This window comes from Williamsia sp., assembly GCF_036566845.1.
Classification (GTDB): domain Bacteria; phylum Actinomycetota; class Actinomycetes; order Mycobacteriales; family Mycobacteriaceae; genus Williamsia.
The window spans coordinates 1-18,513 of the sequence record NZ_DATCVM010000072.1; the positions used below are offsets into that span (position 1 = coordinate 1).

The 18,513-nt window shown below is 64.5% G+C and carries 15 protein-coding genes and 2 tRNA genes; 8 read left to right on the forward strand and 9 right to left on the reverse strand.

Annotation, left to right across the window (positions count from 1 at the left end; all coding sequences use genetic code 11):
* Positions 1-289 precede the first annotated feature (289 nt).
* On the forward strand, positions 290-1,204 hold the full coding sequence (locus VIQ49_RS06235; protein ID WP_331882098.1) for an alpha/beta hydrolase: 915 nt from the start codon (positions 290-292) through the stop codon (positions 1,202-1,204).
* A gap of 88 nt (positions 1,205-1,292) precedes the next feature.
* Positions 1,293-2,336 carry an isopenicillin N synthase family dioxygenase gene (locus VIQ49_RS06240; protein WP_331882100.1) on the forward strand — a complete coding sequence of 348 codons (1,044 nt, stop codon included), beginning with the start codon at positions 1,293-1,295 and terminating at the stop codon, positions 2,334-2,336.
* A gap of 81 nt (positions 2,337-2,417) precedes the next feature.
* Here the strand turns inward: VIQ49_RS06240 and VIQ49_RS06245 are convergent, their stop codons facing one another.
* Together VIQ49_RS06245 and VIQ49_RS06250 are read right to left on the reverse strand one after the other, a co-directional pair.
* Positions 2,418-3,410: a magnesium transporter CorA family protein gene (locus VIQ49_RS06245; protein WP_331882103.1), complete on the reverse strand. Its 993-nt coding sequence runs from the start codon at positions 3,408-3,410 to the stop codon at positions 2,418-2,420.
* A 27-nt stretch (positions 3,411-3,437) separates the two neighbouring features.
* Entirely contained in the window at positions 3,438-4,526 is a 1,089-nt protein-coding gene (locus VIQ49_RS06250) for a D-alanine--D-alanine ligase family protein (protein WP_331882105.1), read from the reverse strand.
* A 103-nt stretch (positions 4,527-4,629) separates the two neighbouring features.
* On the opposite strand from VIQ49_RS06250, the gene VIQ49_RS06255 reads away from it, so the two are divergent.
* From VIQ49_RS06255 to VIQ49_RS06265, 3 genes are read left to right on the forward strand one after another with little or no spacing between them, the layout of a single operon-like run.
* A complete protein-coding gene (locus tag VIQ49_RS06255) occupies positions 4,630-5,955 on the forward strand; it encodes a UDP-N-acetylmuramoyl-tripeptide--D-alanyl-D-alanine ligase (protein WP_331882108.1) in 1,326 nt (441 codons plus the stop codon).
* An 11-nt stretch (positions 5,956-5,966) separates the two neighbouring features.
* A complete protein-coding gene (locus VIQ49_RS06260; protein WP_331882111.1) occupies positions 5,967-7,082 on the forward strand; it encodes an acyltransferase in 1,116 nt (371 codons plus the stop codon).
* Positions 7,083-7,119: 37 nt separating this feature from the next.
* Entirely contained in the window at positions 7,120-8,370 is a 1,251-nt protein-coding gene (locus tag VIQ49_RS06265; RefSeq protein ID WP_331882114.1) for a hypothetical protein, read from the forward strand.
* 15 nt (positions 8,371-8,385) lie between these two features.
* Here the strand turns inward: VIQ49_RS06265 and VIQ49_RS06270 are convergent, their stop codons facing one another.
* Positions 8,386-8,838, reverse strand: coding sequence for a thioesterase family protein (locus VIQ49_RS06270; RefSeq protein ID WP_331882117.1), 453 nt, complete (start codon positions 8,836-8,838; stop codon positions 8,386-8,388).
* Positions 8,839-8,981: 143 nt separating this feature from the next.
* Here VIQ49_RS06270 and VIQ49_RS06275 point away from each other — a divergent pair, with 143 nt between their 5' ends.
* On the forward strand, positions 8,982-9,965 hold the full coding sequence (locus VIQ49_RS06275) for an alpha/beta hydrolase family protein (RefSeq protein ID WP_331882119.1): 984 nt from the start codon (positions 8,982-8,984) through the stop codon (positions 9,963-9,965).
* A gap of 91 nt (positions 9,966-10,056) precedes the next feature.
* Here the strand turns inward: VIQ49_RS06275 and hisC are convergent, their stop codons facing one another.
* On the reverse strand, positions 10,057-11,118 hold the full coding sequence (gene hisC / locus VIQ49_RS06280; RefSeq protein ID WP_331882121.1) for a histidinol-phosphate transaminase: 1,062 nt from the start codon (positions 11,116-11,118) through the stop codon (positions 10,057-10,059).
* A gap of 121 nt (positions 11,119-11,239) precedes the next feature.
* Here hisC and VIQ49_RS06285 point away from each other — a divergent pair.
* Together VIQ49_RS06285 and VIQ49_RS06290 are read left to right on the forward strand one after the other, a co-directional pair.
* A tRNA-Ser gene (locus VIQ49_RS06285) sits at positions 11,240-11,331 on the forward strand.
* 50 nt (positions 11,332-11,381) lie between these two features.
* A tRNA-Arg gene (locus VIQ49_RS06290) sits at positions 11,382-11,457 on the forward strand.
* A 374-nt stretch (positions 11,458-11,831) separates the two neighbouring features.
* On the opposite strand, the gene istB is transcribed toward VIQ49_RS06290, so the two are convergent.
* The 5 genes from istB to VIQ49_RS06315 all read right to left on the reverse strand — a co-directional run bounded on the left by istB (position 11,832) and on the right by VIQ49_RS06315 (position 18,251).
* Positions 11,832-12,623 carry an IS21-like element helper ATPase IstB gene (gene istB, locus VIQ49_RS06295; RefSeq protein WP_331882123.1) on the reverse strand — a complete coding sequence of 264 codons (792 nt, stop codon included), beginning with the start codon at positions 12,621-12,623 and terminating at the stop codon, positions 11,832-11,834.
* Between the two features lie 6 nt (positions 12,624-12,629).
* Positions 12,630-13,214, reverse strand: coding sequence for a Mu transposase domain-containing protein (locus VIQ49_RS06300; RefSeq protein ID WP_331882126.1), 585 nt, complete (start codon positions 13,212-13,214; stop codon positions 12,630-12,632).
* Positions 13,211-13,492 carry a hypothetical protein gene (locus VIQ49_RS06305; protein ID WP_331882129.1) on the reverse strand — a complete coding sequence of 94 codons (282 nt, stop codon included), beginning with the start codon at positions 13,490-13,492 and terminating at the stop codon, positions 13,211-13,213. The genes VIQ49_RS06300 and VIQ49_RS06305 overlap by 4 nt, the downstream gene beginning before the upstream one ends.
* Before the next feature lie 377 nt (positions 13,493-13,869).
* Positions 13,870-16,137: a hydantoinase B/oxoprolinase family protein gene (locus VIQ49_RS06310; protein ID WP_331882132.1), complete on the reverse strand. Its 2,268-nt coding sequence runs from the start codon at positions 16,135-16,137 to the stop codon at positions 13,870-13,872.
* Positions 16,134-18,251, reverse strand: coding sequence for a hydantoinase/oxoprolinase family protein (locus VIQ49_RS06315; protein ID WP_331882135.1), 2,118 nt, complete (start codon positions 18,249-18,251; stop codon positions 16,134-16,136). Before VIQ49_RS06315 ends, VIQ49_RS06310 begins: the two co-directional genes overlap by 4 nt.
* Positions 18,252-18,513 lie beyond the last annotated feature (262 nt).

An 18,513-nucleotide genomic window follows, 5' to 3' on the forward strand; every position in this document is an offset into this window, starting at 1 on the left:
AACCTCGATCCGATCGGTGGTCGACGGCGCGGTCCAGGTGCCGTCGATGAACAACGACGTGACGTGTACGGCCTCGGCGGCACGGGTCATGAACGAACTCCTTGGGATGCGGGTCATCGGCTCGGGGACAGTCTGCCACGATTGGGCCTGAGAATCAGCGTTTACATAATTCTCTCTGTCTACTCTGTGAACAGCAATTATCGATCACCCGGTGTGCTAGTTGGTCGAAGTCATGAATCACCTTTGTCTTCTCGGGTGCACGTTCACCTCGGCGCAGTACATTGGGCCGATGGCAGTCGATGATGCGACCTCGGCCTTACTCGCGCAGTTGGCAGAGGCGGGCAGGCCGCCGATTCACCAGTTGCCGGTGCAGGAGGCGCGGGGCGACTTCGCGGTACTCGCAGGTCTCGTGGCGCCCGGCCCGGCGCTCCACGCGGTTCGGGAGGACACCGTGCGGGCCGACGACGGATACAAGATCCCGGTCCGGGTCTACAGCGCGACGGAACAACCCCGCGGCGCGATCGTGTACTTCCACGGCGGCGGCTGGGTGCTCGGATCGGTTGCCCAGTACGACGCCGTCGCCCGGCGTCTGGCTGCTGTCACCAATTGTGTTGTGGTGTCGGCTGATTATCGACTGGCGCCCGAGTTTCGGTATCCGACCGCCGCGCGCGATGCGTGGGACGTGACGAACTGGACATCGTCGAGTTGGCCCACACTCCCGCTGATCGTCTCCGGGGACAGCGCGGGCGGTAACCTGGCGGCCGTGGTCGGCCAACGCGCGGCGCGGGAATCCGGACCGCCGATCGCGTTGCAGATCTTGATCTATCCCGTCACCGACCATGACGTCGACACCGTCAGCTACCTCGATCCCGCGAATCAGTTGCTGCTGCAGAGAGACTCGATGATCTGGTTCTGGAACCACTATGCACCCGATCCGGCCACCCGGAGTCACCCCGATGCCTCACCCCTGCGGGGAGGCCTGGAAGGTTCACCCCCTGCGCTGGTGCTGATCCCCGAATACGACGTCCTTCGCCACGAGGGCGAGGCCTACGCCGATGCCCTGGCGCGCGCCGGGATCCCGGTGCAGATCAACATCTTCGACGGGCAGATGCACGGATTCTTCCAGCTCCCGGGGGTGCTTCCGGCGGCTGATGCCGCGCTCGAACTGATCGCGGAACGGATCGCTGCGGTCACCGGCGGGTGATCGCTCGCACTGACCGGGACGCGTTCCCGCTGCGGCATTGGCGCCGCTGAATTAGAGTCGGGCTCACGCGTAGCTGAGGAGTCCACAGATGGCATCGGAGTTCGTGGTTCCCGCCGTCGACATCAACCCGTATGTCAGCGGTGGAACAGACGCCGAGAAGGCAGAGGTCGCCAGGGAGATCGACGCGGCGTGTTCCGAGGTCGGATTCATTCAGATTCTCGGACATGGCATTTCGCCCGCCGTGCTGGACGCTCTGGCGGCGGCGATCGATGAGTTCTTCGCGCTGCCGCTCGACACCAAGAAGGCATATCGGACACCGCCGCGGATCAATCGTGGTTACACCGCACCGAAGTCGGAGTCGTTGTCGCTGAGCCTGGGTGTCGAATCGGCGAACCGGATGAACGACTTCTTCGAGGCCTTCAACGTGGGCGCCTCCGCGGCGGACTACCCGGACGTCGATCTGCCGGAGGATGACTACGCCGAAAACCTCTGGCCGACAGAAACTCCGGGATTCGTGACGGGGGTTGGGGCGTACTATGCCGAAGCCGCCAGGGTGGCCCGAACACTCACCCGCATCTTCGCCGATGCACTCGATCTGCATCCCGACTTCTTTGCCGGCTTCACCGACCATTCCCTGGATGTGCTGCGGATGAACAACTATGCGCTCCCTCCCGGCGAGGTCGAGCTCGACGGCGAGCTGACCGGGATGGGCGCGCACACCGACTACGGGATCGTCACCGTTCTCTGGGCCGATCAGGTCAAAGGGCTGCAAGTCCTTGACCGCGACGGGGTCTGGCACGATGTCTCACCCGACGACGGAGCCTTGCTCGTCAACCTCGGTGACCTGATGGCACGCTGGACCAACGAACGCTGGATGTCCACACTTCACCGGGTGAAGCCGCCGGTGGTCGACGGCGTCATCGAACGCCGGCGTTCGGCGGCGTTCTTCCACGACGGCAACATCGACGCGACGATCAGCACCCTGCCGTCGTGCATCGGTGACGGCAGCAGATACGAGCCGGTGACGGTGGCAGATCACATCGCCGCAAAGCTGGCCGGATCACGTGCCGGAGTCGCCAACACCGCTGCCGAGCGAGAGGCCGCCCGCGTCCGGGCCTCAGCGCCCCCGTGACCCGATGATGTGGTCTTTTGGCGAACAAAACCCCAGGTCGGCACCGCCAAAACAGCACATCATCGGGGGCCTGAGGCCGATTCAGAGCCAGTCTCGGCTGCGGAACATGAAGTAGAGGATGGCGACGGTGGCGACGATGATCCCGACACTGAGGGAAAGTCCGAACGTCGTGCCGAATCCGGGGAATTTGACGTTCTGACCGAAGAAGCCGGTCACCGCGGTGGGCACCGCGATGATGGCGGCCCAACCGGTCAGTTTCTTCATGACCGTGTTGAGCCGGGCATCCTGCAGCGACAGGTTGGTCTCGAACAGCGTTGTGACCATGTCGCGCAACGATTCTGTCCACTCCGTGGCGCGCAGAACGTGGTCGTAGAGGTCGGTGAAGTTGGCGTCGAGAGCCGGATTGGAGTGGTTCTCCAGCCGGTTTCGCTGGATCAGAGCCACCACTTCGCGCATCGGGAGCACCACTCGCCGGAGCTTGACCAGGTTCTTGCGGACCCGGTAGGTGCGTCGTTGGAGATCGCGACTGTTCTTGTTGTCGTCGAACAGCAGCGTCTCGATGTCCTCGATGCTGTCGTCCAGTGACTGCACTGCGTCGAAGTGGCCGTCGACCACCACATCGAGCAGTCCGTGCACCAGCGCGCCGATGCCGTGATGGTGTTCGTCCAGCGTGTCCCAGCGCTCGGTCACCAGGTCCATGTCGAAGTCATCCGACAATCGCACCGTGATCAGCACGTTGTCTTTGATGAACATGGAGATGCGATGGGTGTGCAGGGCGCCGTTGGTCGACTGGGTCGGATCGGCGTGCATGTCGACGGCGTAGACGGTGATGAACTTGTGGTGTGGGTAGTTGATCGCCTTGACCCGCTCGGCGTCCGCGAGTGCGTCTTCCACGGCCCACGTGTTCAGGCTGAGCTCGTCGGCCAACTGGCAGAGCGCCTCATGGCTGGGGTTCACCAGGTCGGCCCAGGCCAGGGTGGTGCCGTCTTCCAGGCAATCGGACAGTGACCCGATGTCGAAATCGTCTTGGAGCTTGCCGTTTCGCCAGATCCGGCCGCGTACTTTCTCGATCACCTGCTCATCGTGCCATCAGTGCGGGATTCAGTGGTCGGTGGAGAATCCCGACCGGACCTGATGCCGTTCACACGCGAGTTCGACGAGGCGGTCGATGAGGTCGCTGTAGCCCAGTCCGGATGCCTCCCAGAGCTTCGGGTACATCGATATCGAGGTGAATCCGGGAATCGTGTTGATCTCGTTGAGAAGCCAGCCGCGGCTGTTCTCCTCGTAGAAGAAGTCGACGCGGGCCATGCCGGCGCAACGCAGCGCGAGGAACGCGCGCTTCGCCAGCTGCTGGACCTCGGCCACCTCGTGATCGGACAGGTCGGCCGGGATGACCAGTCCGGCCGCTCCGCTGACGTATTTGTCCTCGTAGTCGTAAAACTCTGCGCCGGGGACGATCTCGCCGGGCACCGATGACCGGGGATCCCGGTTGCCCAGCACCGCGACCTCGATCTCCCGGGCGTTGACGGCCTCTTCGATCACCACCACTTCGTCGTAGCGCAGCGCCAGCTCGATGGCGGTGCCCAGCTCGTCCCGGTCGTGGGCTTTCGAAATACCCACGGAGGAGCCGAGATTGGCGGGCTTCACGAAGACGGGCAGACCGAGGGTGTCAACCGCGCGCTCGATCAGATTCTCGATCTCACCGGAACCCGCCTGGAACTCGATCCAGTTGCACTGCGGGATCTGGGACTGTGCGGTGACGACCTTGGCCATCGCCTTGTCCATACAGAGTGCCGAGCCCAGGACGCCGGCTCCGGCGTACGGGACACCGGCCAGCTCCAACATGCCTTGGACCGTGCCGTCTTCACCGTGCGGACCGTGGAGCAGCGGCAACACGACCACCGTGGCATCGCCGGCCCGCTGCAGTGCCGACAGAGGGTCGATCTCGGTGCCCTCGGGTTCGAGTGCGTCGGGCAAAGACAGGTTGGGGTCGGCGAGTGTGGCAATGGCCTTGTCGTTGCGGATCCAGGTCCCGTCCCGGGTGATGCCGACCGGGATCAGCTCGTACTTGGAACGGTCGGCGGCCGCGAGAACGTGCGCCGCCGTGACGCAGGACACATCATGCTCTGCGGAGGCACCACCGAACAGCACAACGAGACGGATGCGGTCGGTCGATGCGGGATTGGCCATGCGGCCCACGATAGGCCAGCGTCGAACCGGACACCGCCGGTGGTCGGTGGTGTCGCGCGGGGTTCGGCTGTGACGATGGCCGGCTGCCCGGTAGCGTCGACGCGTGCGATTCAAGGCGAGTGACGTGGCAGCGGCGACCGGCGGAAAGCTCTTCGGTCCCGACCAGTACATCGACGGCGCGAGCATCGATTCCCGGGGCATCCGGCCAGGCCAGCTGTTTGTCCCGATCGTCGCCGAACGCGACGGACACGACTTCATCCCCGGTGCGCTCGGCGCGGGCGCTACCGCCTACCTGACCGCGCAACTCGATGAGCAGGGCGACGCCGGCGCGACGTCGATCCAGGTCGCAGACACCGCGCTGGCCCTGGCCGACCTGGGCCGGGCTGCTCGCGCCCGGCTGACGGGCCCGGTCGTGGGTGTGACCGGATCGGTGGGCAAGACGTCGACCAAGGACCTGCTCGCGGCGGTTCTCGCGACCACGTACGTGACTGCGGCCAACGAGCGGTCGTTCAACAACGAGCTCGGTCTGCCGCTGACACTGCTCGGTGCCCCCGACAACACCGAAGCGGTCGTTGTCGAGATGGGTGCCCGCGGGATCGGGCACATCGCGCTGCTGTGTGACATCGCCCGCCCGACCGTGGGCATCGTGACCCGTGTCGAAGGTGTGCACCTCGAATTGTTCGGTGACCTCGATGCCGTGGCCCGGGCCAAGGGCGAATTGATCGAGGCGCTGCCCACCGATGGCCTCGCGGTGCTCAACGCCGACCATCCGGTGGTGGCGGCGATGGCGCAGCGCAGTGCCGCCCGTGTGCTCACCTTCGGTCTGTCGTCGAATGCCGATGTGTACGCCGAGAACATCGTGATGGATTCGGAGCTGCGGGCGAGCTTCACCTTGCACACGCCGTGGGGGACGGCGCAGGTCGCGTTGGCGGCCCGCGGCGAACACCAGGTCGCCAATGCGCTGGCCGCCGCGGCGGCAGCGGGTGGCATCGGTGTCACTGTCGAGCACATCGCCGAAGGCCTGGGCGGTGCCGCCATCTCCGGGCTCCGGATGGAACTGAGCCGCACCGACGCCGGTGTCCAGATCCTCAACGACGCCTACAACGCGAACCCGACGTCGATGGCGGCCGCGCTCGACTCCTTCGCCACCCTGGACGCGGGTCGCCGGGTGGCCGTGCTCGGTGTGATGGCCGAACTGGGCGCCGACGCGGCCGCCGAGCACGTGGCCATCACCGCGCGGGCGCGTTCCCTGGGTATCGAGGTGATCGCGGTGGCCACCCCCGACTACGGTCCCGACGCCACGCACGTTGACGACGTTGATGCGGCGGTCGCCGCGCTCGCAGATCTGGAATCCGGAGATGCGGTGCTGGTCAAGGGCAGTCGTGTGGCGGCCCTCGAAAGGGTGGCCGACGCGCTGTCCGCGAGCTGAGACCCGCCTCGATGACAGCGCACACCGGATTCACACCGTCGCTCACCGGGCTCCGGGGGCTGGCCGCGTTGCTGGTGTGCGCCACCCACGCCGCGTTCTGGACGGGCAAGTACACCGACGATTTCGAAGGCTGGTTCTTCGCCCGCCTCGAGATCGGGGTGTCGATCTTCTTTGTGTTATCGGGCTATCTCCTGTTCATGCCCTGGGTTCGGTCGCTGGCTGAGGGCGGGTCGAAACCTGATGTTTTGCAGTATTTCTGGCGACGCGCGGTGCGTATCCTTCCCGCGTACTGGATCACGGTGCTCGGTGTCTACCTGGTCTTCGTGTGGCGCGACGACGTCTCCGACGTCGGCCACGGGCCGACCGGACTGGTCCGCAATCTCACACTCACGCAGACCTACGGTTTCGGCCATCTCCATTCGGGTTTGACCCAGATGTGGAGTCTGGTCGTGGAGGTCGCGTTCTACCTGATGCTCCCGGTGTTCGCGTGGGTGATCGGGCAGCTGATCTGTGGCGGGCGATGGCTGCCGGGCCGGATGATCGCGGCCATCGGTGTGCTGATGCTGGTCACACCCGCCTGGGCGATCATCACCGCTGACGGGGCAATCGACGTGACCGCGCGGTTGTGGCCGCCGGCGTTCCTCGCCTGGTTCGCCGGCGGCATGCTGCTGGCCGTGCTCGCCCGGGTGGTCTCAACCTGGCCGCCGACCCTGTCGGTGCTGGTGGGATTGCTCGCGTTCGAGCTGGCGTGCACGTCGATTGCGGGTGAACCGACGATCGCGCCCGCCTCCACTTCCGCGACGATCGTGAAGTCGGTGCTGTATCTGATCGCTGCCGTAGCCCTGCTGGCCCCGCTGGTGATCGGCCCGCCCGGGCATTGGTGGGATCGGACGTTGTCCCGGCCCGCGGTGGTCTGGTTCGGGGAGATCTCCTACGAGTTCTTCCTCGTCCACGTGATCGTGATGGAACTGGTGATGGATCTGCTGGGCTACTCGCTGTTCAGCGGGTCGGTGGTGGGTGTGTTCATCGTCACCGCAGTGCTGTCGACGCCCGTCGCGTGGGCCCTGCACCGGGTCACCGCACCGCTCTGGCGTCGGAAAACGGTGTTGGTCGGCAGCGTCCGGTAATACTGGATGAAAGCCCGTAAACCTCCCGGAGGCCCCCATGGTCGACAGTTCTGCATCCGCCGGTTCCGGCGGCGCCGCGGACATTCGCCGGTGGTGTGAGCGAGCCCGGCTCCCCGGCCACGCGCCCGATCTGTCCGACCCGGCGGCCATCCTCATCGCATCGGGCTTCCTCTCGGAGCAAGCCCGGGCAGTTCTGGTCCGTCGGAGCACCGCCGGCCTGCCCGTCCCCGGGATCGGTGGTTTCGGTGAGCTTCGGCGTCTGCAGCGTGAGCTCGGGCAACTCGAGGAGCATCTGCGTAACCCCCGGGTTCCCAAGGTCGCCGGCCTGTTGGTGCGGTCGCGCGTCGTGGCGCTGTCTCGACGACGTGATGCCGCACGCAACCTGGTGACGGCATCGAAACCGGTCTTCGCCGGCACGGTGCGAGGCATCCGCCGGGAACGCCGGGAGGGCATCCACCTCGACATCGGTGATCGTGAGCGCCTGTTCAACGGACTTCTCTTCACACCCTGTCCCAATGCGCTGGACGTCAACTACTTGCGACGGGCGACGGCGATGGCGGCCAATACTGCCGCCGGTGTCATCGGGCAGCTGACCGACAACCGGTCGAAGGCCGGTCAATGGGTGGCGGGCAAAGCGGCCACCCTCGATGACGCGGATGGGGAAACTGCTTCCGGCACTTCTCGTTTCGTCGACGGATACGAGACGTTGCTCTACATCGCGGGCAACGCCTACGACCGGATCGTGCGTTCGCCGGTCTGGCACAGCGACCACTTCGTGGTTCAGCGCGGTCAGATCAACGTGCATGCCGAGGTCGCTGAGATCGCGACTGATGTCATCAACCTCCGAACGGTCCGCATCGAACTCGATCGGGTTCGGGCCGTGGCCGACGCGGATGAACGCCTGCGCGAGCAGCTGCGATCCCGGGAAGCCGAGTTGCGGCCGGTCTGGTCGCAGCTGATCGAGCGAGTGTCGGCGCTGTGGGATGTTGCTGACGCGGTGGCGGCGGGTGCGCAGGAGCTGAAGGTTCTCGACCAGGTCAACTATGCGGGCACGATCGACCAACGCATCGACCACCTCATCGCGCGTTCAGGCGAGCGAGAGTTGTCGGCGGAGAACACGCGACGGCTCGGCGAACAGCTCGGCGCCGGGAGTGCGAATCTGCGTGACTACCGAAACATCCTGCAGGGCAACGTCAGTGCCGTCCCGGAAATGGAGGTCTCGGCCGCCGTTCCGCCCAATCCGGCCCTGCCACATCCGGCAGCGGGGCGCAAGGAACTCGAGAACTGAACGCGGCAAACGGCCTCAGGACCGCGACCACTGCTCGAGGTAGCCCTTCTCGACGTCGGTGAGCCGGCGAAGGCTTTGCTTCTCCACATCGACGACGGCCATCTGTGTACTGGCCACGCACGCCGGCTTGCTGCCGGCGGCGGCGTGTGCCGACCGGACCTCGTACCCGATGGTGAAGTCGACGGACCGGAAGCCTCTTATCCACATGCTGATGCGTAAGGGGCTGTCCTCGTGGCGGAGTTGTGCCTGGTAGCGGATCTCCACGGTGACGATCATCGCGCTCTTGATCAGCGGTGCGTACTGTTCGCCGGCGCTGAGCAGCCACTCCACCCGCGCCTCTTCCATCAGGGTGACCATCCGGGCGTGATTGATATGGCCGAAGGCGTCCATGTCCGACCATCGCACCGGGACCTCGGCAACGAAGGCGAACGAATCTGTGGCGGCGAAGCCATCCGACGGCGTGTGCATGTCCGACATGATCCACGCCGCGTTTGCGAACGGACAACTCAGTCCCGGCCGTTTCTGTGAGTTGAGTAAGAGGCTTTCCATTTCGCCGGATCCCTCGGTAGCCTTCGCGAGTTCGAACCGAAATACAGGGAGTGGTTACTTTCATGCAGCGCGCCAAACGAGTGATGCAGGTAGTCGGCGGGCTGGCGGCTTCTGTCGCGCTGGTGACCACGGGTGCCTCGGTGGTGTCGGCCGACCCGGCCGCGGCCAAGATCGAGAAGGCCGTGAAGGTCGGTCCCCAGCGTCAGGACCTGACGATCTCCTCGCCTGCGATGGGCGGCGAAGTGCAGGTCACTGTGCTGCTGCCGCAGGACCAGAGCGGATCGCGCGGAACGTTGTACCTGCTCGACGGCGCCGGCGACAAGACGGATGTCAGCGACTGGGTGTCCAAGGGCCACGCGCCCGAGTTCTTCGCCGACAAAGACGTGAACGTGGTGCTCCCGTCCGGTAAGGGCGCCTTCTACACCGACTGGGAGAAGCGCGACCCGGTGCTAGGGCAACCGAAATGGGAGACGTTCCTCACCAAGGAACTGCCCCCGCTGATCGACGAGGCCTTCAACGGCGACGGAAACAACGCGGTCGCCGGTTTGTCCATGGGTGGGCAGGCCGCGTTCGCACTGGCCGCGCGCAACCCGGGCCTCTACACAGGCGCCGGCTCGATGAGCGGCTGCCCGCCGGTCACCGGTATTGCCAACGAGAGCTACGTCCGGGCCACGGTCGCCAGGGATGGCGGCGACGCCAACAACATGTGGGGGCCCTGGGGATCGCCCGGATGGGCCGCCCACGATCCGTCCAAGCGACTCGACGCCCTCCGCGGGAAGAACCTGTACCTGTCGGCGGGCACCGGGATCGCCGGACCGCTCGACGAGCAGACCAAAGGCGAGGACGGGCTGCCGCCGGAGACGGTGACGGCGCTCGGTGGCGGCCTCGAGGTCGGCGCCTACCGCTGCTCGCTCGAATTCGCTCTGGTTCTGCGGGCCCGAGGAGTGCCGGCAACAGAGAACTTCCACACGGTCGGCACACACGCCTGGCCGTACTGGGCGAAAGACCTCGGCTCCATGTGGCCGGTTCTGGCCCGCGGCCTCTGACCGGAGGCCCTGCCCGCGGTCCTGAGTTCGACGTTGCGGCGCCGGGGGCCTGTTCTTCGTGCGTGGGTTGTCCCGTGGCTGCCGGCGCCCTCTACGGCCGGCTGCGGGTGCGAGCGAACTCGAGGAAGGTGTTGTTCTCGTCCGCTTCGGTGACCGTCACCCGTACGCCGTCGCCGTCGAACGGCCGGACGATCACTCCGGCGTCGACCGCATCGCGGGCAAAAGGCACCGCATCGGCGCCGAGGTCGAGCCAGACGAAGTTGGCCTGGCTCGTCGGGACGCGGTAGCCGGCAGCTCGCAGTTCGGTGGTGACCCGGTCGCGTTCGAGTGCGATCGAGTCGGTCCGCGCCAGTAGTTCGGCCTTGGCGTCCAGGCTGGCGATCGCCGCAGCCTGCGCCAGCGAGTTGACGCTGAACGGTACGTGCACCTTCAGCAGTGCGTTGGTGACCGAGGGGTGGGCGATCGCGTAGCCCACCCGGAGTCCGGCCAGCCCGTAGGCCTTCGAGAATGTCCGCAGCACAACCAGATTCGGGTAGCGGCGGTGAAGTTCGACGGCGTCGTAGCGCTGCGCCTCATCGGGCCGCATGTACTCGTAGTAGGCCTCGTCGAGCGCCACCAGGACGTCGGACGGCACCTGGTCGAGGAATGCGATGAGGCTGTCGGCATCGACGACGGTGCCGGTCGGGTTGTTCGGATTGCAGACGAAGATCAGCCGGGTGCGGTCGGTGATCGCGGCTGCCATCGCCGGCAGATCGTGGACGAGATCCTCGCCCAGCGGAACCTCGACGGGCGTGGCCCCGGCCACCCGGGTCGCCAGCGGATACGTCTCGAACGACCGCCACGCGAACAGCACTTCGTCACCGGGGCGGGTGGCGATGGTGATCAGGTTCTGGCACAGCGTCACCGACCCGCAGGCGGTCTGCACGTTCTCCGGTGCGACGCCGAGGTGCTTGGCCAGTTCGTCCGTCAACGCCACCGCACCGTTGTCGGGGTAGCGGTTGACATGCGCTGCGGCCTCGGCGATCGCCGCTGCCACACTCGGCAACGGCCCGAAGGTGGTTTCGTTGCTCGCCAGTTTGAGAGCGCCGGGGATGTTCTTGCCCGGAACGTAGGCGGGAACGGAGGCCAGATCGGGACGAATACGCGGGGTCACCTGGTCCAATCTAGTGCCCAACCCCCGGGCCGCCGGAAAGGGTGCCTGATCAGTCGGTTTGCTACGTTCGGTCAACCGTGTGTAATCTTCTGTCTCGGCAGTTCGATAAGAACTCCAACCAGGAGGCGTGCCAGAGCGGCCGAATGGGACTCACTGCTAATGAGTTGTCTCGCTAAAACGAGACCGGAGGTTCAAATCCTCTCGCCTCCGCCAGTACGACCGCATGGATGCACGAACCGCAAGACCACAAATGAATACAGCACGCGCCCGTAGCTCAACGGATAGAGCACTTGACTACGGATCAAGAGGTTAGGGGTTCGAATCCCTTCGGGCGCACCAAGTTACGGCCCGGTCCCGCACGTATGTGCGGAGCGGGCCGGATTTGATTCGATCGACATTGCCTCAACTCAACACTTTCCCCTCGAAGTGTTCGGTGATTGCGGTACGTGGGAGCCGTATCTGAGGGGTGTCGGCTTGGCTCAGAGGCATGATTCGAATCACCCGGCCGAGGACTTCCCGCTCTGCGTTGTGGACTGCCGATGGGGCTCTCGGAAGTTGTCGCCGTCGATTCGGCTCGATCTTTGGGAGTGCGTCCATTGACGATGTCGCTCTCCACCAGTGCCGGAATGAGCCGCTTCGGGCGGACACAGCCCTTCAATTGCCAGCGCTATGGGACCACCTGTTTGCCACGAGCATGGGACCACCGTGGCGCGTTATTGAGGATGCTCGCCGAGGTTGGATGGGTCAAGTCGGGAGTGGTGTCGTTGGCGGTATGAGGGGCCTTCGATGACGAGTGTGTGCGCTCGGGAGGTCAGTCGGTCGATGGCTGATTGGGCCAGGAGCGCGTCGGCGGTCATGGTGAGCCATTCGGCGGGTTCACGGTTGGACGTGACGATCGTGGTTTTGCTTTGATGGCGTTCAACGATCAGTTCGTAGAAGTCGTTGGTTTCGGTCGGGTCGAGGGCGCGGAGCGCAAAATCGTCGATCACGAGGACGTCGACGGCGGTGAGTCTGCGCATTTCGGCGTCGACGCTGTTGTCGAGGCGGGCGGCCCGCAGGCGATGGAACAGTTTGTCAGCGCGGCCAAACACGACGCTACGACGACGTCCGATGGCCATGTGTCCCAATGCTGTTGCCAGATGCGTCTTGCCGACGCCGACGGGTCCGAGCAGGATCGCCGAGTGCCCGGCGTCGACGAAACGCAGCGAGGTCAGATCAGCAAGAAGGGTGCGGTCATAGGTCAGGTCCTCGGCAGCTTGCCAGGTGTCGATGCGCATCGTCGGGTCGAGTCCTGCTGTGCGGGCTCGTAGTGCGGCTGAGCGTGATTCGCGGCGGGAGACTTCATCGGCGAGGAGTTGTTCGAGGAACCCGATGTGGGAGGTTTTGTGTTGGCGGGCCAGGACGGCACGCTGCGGCAGGGTATCGGCCAGGGCACCGAGCTTGAGGGCTTTGAGCAACCCAACGACATCGGCACCGATCGGTTCAGGTGTGGAGTGGGTCGTCATGATCGATCAGCCTTTCGCAGCAGGGTCGGCGGTGGGTACGGAAGTCAATATGGTTGTGGTGGTGCTGAATTCGGAGGGATCACGACTGAACCGGGTGGGAGCGCCGCCAGCGGCAGCCGGCAGAGCGGGAGTGCTGGTCTCGGTGGCTCGTTCGAGCATCGAACCGATTTTCGGGACGGAAACAACATCGAGAGACAACGCGGTCTCGCAGGCGGCTTCCACCGGGCCTGGGTTGTAGCGTTTGACCAGCCCGATCAGCGCGTACGCTGCTCGCATTCGCGACCACGGCCGCGGGTCATCGAGCAGCCGGGCGGCGTAGATACCGACGTGCGGGCCGTAGCGGTCGCTGGTGGCGATCAGGGCGGTGATGTCGCGCATCGCGTACGCGGTCTTGTGTTCGGGATAGTCGTTCACATCAGTGCTGCGACCGCCCGGGCGCTCGCGTGGGTGAACCTTGACCAGAGAACCGCGATGGTAAAACTTCACGCTCTCGCTGTCGGCGCGCACATCCAGGGTCGATCCGATCCACGTTTCCGGCAGCGAGTAGAGAGCTTTGCAGACTGATGCGTGAAAGTCTTTGTGCACCTTCACTTGTTGAATATCGGAACGTCATAGACGGCGGGCACAGGCAGCAGGTGCGGCTTCTCGTCGGCGTCGAACAGGACCGCCGGTTGGGCGGCGGTGGTGCCATGGGTCCGCATCCCAGCGGTCTGCGCACACCAATGGACCGCGGCGTGTTGGGCGGCGGCCAGGCTGGGAAAGTTTTCTCCGGCCCAGAAGCTGTTTTGCACGTAATGGATGGCCCGCTCCACCCGCGGCTTGTCTTGCGGCGTGCGGACCCCGGCCAGTATCGGTGACGAACCCGGCATGGCCGGCGTAGTCCAGCCAGCCGCGCGAAAGCCGCGGGTTGATCGCATCTGCCTGAGTGACAATCGGTTTCATATTGTCCGGGATCACCACATGGAAGACGCCGCCGAAGAACTCCCACGCCGTCGCGCACCCCGCGAGAACCGCGGCCAGGGTTTGTGAATGGGTCAGCCAGATGAACATGTGCCGCGAGTACACCGCCGTGATCACCAGCGCGAACACTTTGCGGCGCGCACCGGTGCCCTCGTCTGCGGGCGACCGGATCGATCGTTCGGGAGTTGGCTTCAGATCGACGGAACTGTTGCCAGAACCGGAAAGCGCCGCCAATCTGTCGACTGGCGGCGTTTCCAAGAGCGGTTCGGAGGTTGCGACTCGTACCTCAGATGTCGATCATGATGTCGTGCAGCGGGGCGTCGTCGTCGGCGATGAGATCGGCATCAATTCGCAAACCGGTTACCGGGCAGAGGTATTCGCGGAAACGAATGCGGTCTGCCATCTTGGTATCGGACACCTCGTGCTCGGGTGCGATGTGTCGCACGAGTGTGTCCCGTATGATCGCCCCGTCTTTGTAGTTGGCGGTGGCTGGTCCCAAGTCGGCACCATTGCACCACCAGCGACCATCAACGAGATGCAGTAGATCGCCCACTCTTTCGGCCGAGTGTGGAGCGGTGACAGGCTCGCCCGGTTCACGCCCGCCAAGCCGTTCTTTGCGCAGCTCCAGACGCCTGGTCGCGGTCGCGGCTGAATCGACGACTCCCGCATCGAAAACAACGCCGTACACACGTTCAGCGGAAGGTTCGTCGACGAGCAAGTTCTCCAAATCGTTCGCGACGAGCGTGGGCTCTCGTAGCAGAGGATCGCCGTAGCCGGGAGCCGCAGGTGAAATCCAGTGGATGATGTCGCCGTCGCCGAACGCGAACGGTGGGCCTACGTGAGTGAGCGTCTCCTCCTCGCCAACTACTTCGTCGATGGTGACGGGTACTCGGCTCTCGGCCAGTTGAGCGCGCGCGTTAGTGCTCCGCTTGATTCGACACTTGGCCATGCCGCCCGGATTGCCGCCGAACAGTCCCTCGCCGGTGGTGAAACTCTCGTTTTGGTAGTTGATGATCTCACCACCCAGCACGCCGTGGACCATCAGCGTTTCGTGATAGCCAACACCCGCTCGGTAGCGACCGCTGCCGCCGAATCCGGACTCGATCATCTTCCGGGCCAAAACGACGACCGGACTCTGCGCCTCTAGATCTTCTGAGTTGTAGGCCATTGCGTCGGGGATCCACCACTGGCCTCCCGCGTCGACACCATCTCGGTGGGGGCGGCCGGCCAGGCTGCCCATGAGACCGTTGGCGTCGACCAAAAGGAATGGAGATCCGCTCGGATCCAACCCTGCGCCGATCAAGCTGTTCAGGTTCGGGGCGCATGGACCCAGGGGCAGGGATCGAGCGATCTCGTCACCGCAGGCCAGCATCTTGCTCACAACGGCACCTGCAACGCTGCACTGAACAGCAGCCAGCCGGATACCGGAGGCGCTGACCCCGGCCGGGTACTCGGCACAGTTCATCAGACCCGACGTCGGGTTGAATGCCACCCGCCGGTATGCGCCGCCGTATGCGCCGGCCAGATCCGGCACCATCTGCTGCGTGATCGCTGCAAGGACAATTCCGCTCAATCCGGCGAAAGTGATGTTGCCACCGCCCAGTTGACGCGCTGTGCCCTCATTGTCGACCATCAGCCAATCGCCACGCTTGGTGATGTTTATCTGTTGCGCGTGGATCTCCCGGTCGCCGGGAAAGGCGCCCTCGATATAGGTGCGATGCGACCAGCGGCCGTCAGGAATGGTCCGGAGTCTCTCGACGAACAACCGTTCACCGGAATCCACGATCCTGCGCATCACGTTCTTGACGACATCGGGACCATACTTCGTGATGAGCCGTTCGACCTTTTCGCGGGTCGCCGTTGCGCCACCGACAGCAGCGCGGAGGTCCATCTTGGTCATGACGGGATAGCGACTTTGGCGGACGAACAGGCCCTCGACATCGCGGCAGAGCTTGCCGTTTCGGACCAGCGCGACCGGGGGAACGAGCATCGGTTCCTGCCACACATCAGTCGCAGAAACACACTGGCTGCCCGGGACAGAACCACCGATGTCCGAGAAGTGCATCGAGTTGGCCACCCAGCCGAAAATCTCGCCGTCGACGAAAATGGGGGCAATCACGGTGACGTCCGATTGATGCGAGGACCCGATGTAGGGATCGCTGGCCAGGAACATGTCGCCTGGTCCGATCTCGTCTTCCTCGAAGTGCTCGAGGATGTACTTGATCGTCAGCGCATTCTGGTTGGAAAAGTAGACAACCCCAGCGCCGATACTGACGAGATCGGCATTCTCGGTGAGCAGCGAGGCCTGAAAATCCCGCGCGAGCATCACAACAGGGGACAGGCTCAACCGCTGCAACATGTCGGCGTGCTCTTGATTCATGTTTGCCAGCGCGCTTCGCACCACTTCGTACGACACCGGGTCGACGTCGACATCGACGCCCTGGTGCAGGCGTAGAGAAGGACTGATGGAGAGCGGTTCACTAGGGATGTATCCCTGGGTCGTGCCGTCCCACAGCGCTGCTTCGTCACTGGCGGCAACGTTGGTGATGGTCATGCCATGATCTCCTTCAGAGTTAGGACCGCGTTGCCCGATGCATCGGTCTCGAGGTACTGACCGGGCGCCACCGAGATGCTGGTGTGGGGCAGTTGGACAACTGCAGGCCCGTCGATGCGTTGACCGGAAGTCGGAGTGCCGTCGTACACAGCGGTTTTCTGCCAGGCTTCAGTGCCCGGCCAGTAAATGTCGCGATGCCGAGTCGGGGTGGCCGGCTCGGTGGAAACCTCTCCACGAGATGTACCTGACGTACCTGACCCGCTGTGCAGGTTGACCCGCGCGGTGACGCGCACTGCGAAGATCTCGATCGCTTGGAACACCGCGAGCGCCGCCTCGCCGAACAGTCGCTTGTACTGCGCCCGGAAGGCATCCGTCATGGTCTGTGCGATCACCGACTCGTCCCCAGACAACGTCGGCAGACTCAACTCGAGTTCTTGCAGGTATTGCTCGGCGTACCGCGCCAGCGCCGTGTGCTCGACCGTCACCTGATCTGCCGGGAAACCCGCTTCCTTCATCGCGGTCCTGGCTTGGTCTTCGACCGAGCTCACCACGGATTTGAGGGTATCGATGTCGAACGGAGCGACGATAGAGCATTCCCGCTCGAATACCTGCATGACATCGCTCGCCGCAATCCCGTACGCCGAGAGCGTCGACGCGCCGTTGCCCATAGGAATGACCACCTGCGCGGCGCCCAGCTCTTCGGCGAAGTGGAAGGCGTGCACCGGGCCGGCGCCGCCGAAGGCATACACGACAAAGTCGCGCGGGTCGACACCCTGCTCGATGGTCCGCTGACGGATGAGGGTCGCGGCGTTGTGGTTGTTGATTCGAAGGATCCCGGACGCTGCCTCCTCCACCGACAGGCCCAACTGGTCAGCCAGAGTCTGGACCGCGTCCGCGGCGCGTTGGGCATCCAAGCCCATTCGGCCACCAAGGAATTGGTCCGGTTCCAGCAGGCGAAGTACCACGTCCGCATCGGTGACCGTCGGGAGCGTCCCGGCTCCATAACAAGCAGGCCCGGGTGAAGAACCGGCTGACTCAGGACCGACCCGCAGGCCCCCACTGTGCGGTTCGTATCGAGCTATCGAACCTCCACCACACGCGATGGATCTCACGTCGAGCTGTGAGATCTTGAAGGTGTACTGGTCGATCACGTTCTCGCTGGACAAGATGGGCCGCCCATCAATCAGCAGACCGACTTCGAAAGACGTCCCGCCCATGTCAGTCGCAATCACGTTCCGATGGTTGCTTCGTGCAGCGATGAGAGCGGTGCCCGCCAGCCCGCCGGCAGGGCCGGAACCGATCGTCTGGATGGGAAGGCGAGACGCAACGGCAACCGGCAGCACGCCACCGTTCGACTGCATGATGAACGGCTCGCGGCCGATTCCACGACCGCGCAGCTCGTCGGCAAGCTCGGTCAGGTAGCGGCTTGATGCCGGACCCACGTAGGCATTGATGACTGTTGCCACAGTTCGTTCGTACTCGCCCTGCCGCGGTGCGATCTCCGAGGACAGACTCACGTAGATCGACGGATCGACCTCCTGAACCAGTTCGCGTAGACGTTCCTCGTGTGCGGGATTGCGGAAGGACCACAGAAGTGCGATCGAGATGGCTTCAGCACCCTGATCGAGCAGGCCCGTGATCACCGCGCGCGCGTCGTCCTCATCCAACGGGGCCAGTACTGTTCCGTCCCGGGTGATGCGTTCGGCGACCTCTGCGATGAGTCGGCGCGGGACGATGGGCACGGGCTTGTCTGTATCCCGGACATTGGCGCGCAGGTCGGCTGCTACTCCGGCGGTGCGTCCTCGACCACGCATCATCGACAGCGCATCGCCGTGTCCTTTGGTGGCGATCACACCGACCTTCGCGCCGTTGCGCTCGACCACCAGGTTCGTGCCAATGGTTGTTCCGTGGCTGAACCGGCTGATCGCGGGGATGAAACTGTCCAGTGACAGACCCGCAGCTTCCGCAAGCTGTTCAACACCCGCCAGAACCCCTTCCGTGGGCGAAGTGGCGTGCGTGGAGAGAGCCTTGCCGTGCAGCACGCGGCCAGTCTCGTCGATGGCCACACAGTCGGTGAAGGTGCCGCCGATATCAACTCCCACTACGTATTTCACTCAGGCTCTCCAATTTGGGTCAGGGATGAGTTCCATGCCGGGACTCCTCGTGTTCGGACGACTGTGTCTGTCACCGAGATGGGCGATGAGACGAAGCGTCGCAATATTGTGTATGACTGTGGTCACACCTGTCAAGAGGCCTGAGAGTGGGTGCGCAGCCTCCCCGCGCCAAGGGCTCTGCGGCGCCCTCAAGCAACGGAGGAGCACGTTCGCGTCTCGGCGGCCCGTTGCGCCGAATGCGCCCCTGAGCAGGAGGGGTTGT

Coding starts and splice junctions, on each gene's coding strand:
- VIQ49_RS06235 (WP_331882098.1), top strand. CDS start 290: ATGGCAGTCGATGATGCGACCTCGGCCTTACTCGCGCAGTTGGCAGAG.
- VIQ49_RS06240 (WP_331882100.1), top strand. CDS start 1,293: ATGGCATCGGAGTTCGTGGTTCCCGCCGTCGACATCAACCCGTATGTC.
- VIQ49_RS06250 (WP_331882105.1), bottom strand. CDS start 4,526: ATGGCCAATCCCGCATCGACCGACCGCATCCGTCTCGTTGTGCTGTTC.
- VIQ49_RS06260 (WP_331882111.1), top strand. CDS start 5,967: ATGACAGCGCACACCGGATTCACACCGTCGCTCACCGGGCTCCGGGGG.
- VIQ49_RS06265 (WP_331882114.1), top strand. CDS start 7,120: ATGGTCGACAGTTCTGCATCCGCCGGTTCCGGCGGCGCCGCGGACATT.
- VIQ49_RS06270 (WP_331882117.1), bottom strand. CDS start 8,838: ATGCACACGCCGTCGGATGGCTTCGCCGCCACAGATTCGTTCGCCTTC.
- VIQ49_RS06275 (WP_331882119.1), top strand. CDS start 8,982: ATGCAGCGCGCCAAACGAGTGATGCAGGTAGTCGGCGGGCTGGCGGCT.
- istB (WP_331882123.1), bottom strand. CDS start 12,623: ATGACGACCCACTCCACACCTGAACCGATCGGTGCCGATGTCGTTGGG.
- VIQ49_RS06305 (WP_331882129.1), bottom strand. CDS start 13,492: ATGCCGGGTTCGTCACCGATACTGGCCGGGGTCCGCACGCCGCAAGAC.
- VIQ49_RS06310 (WP_331882132.1), bottom strand. CDS start 16,137: ATGACCATCACCAACGTTGCCGCCAGTGACGAAGCAGCGCTGTGGGAC.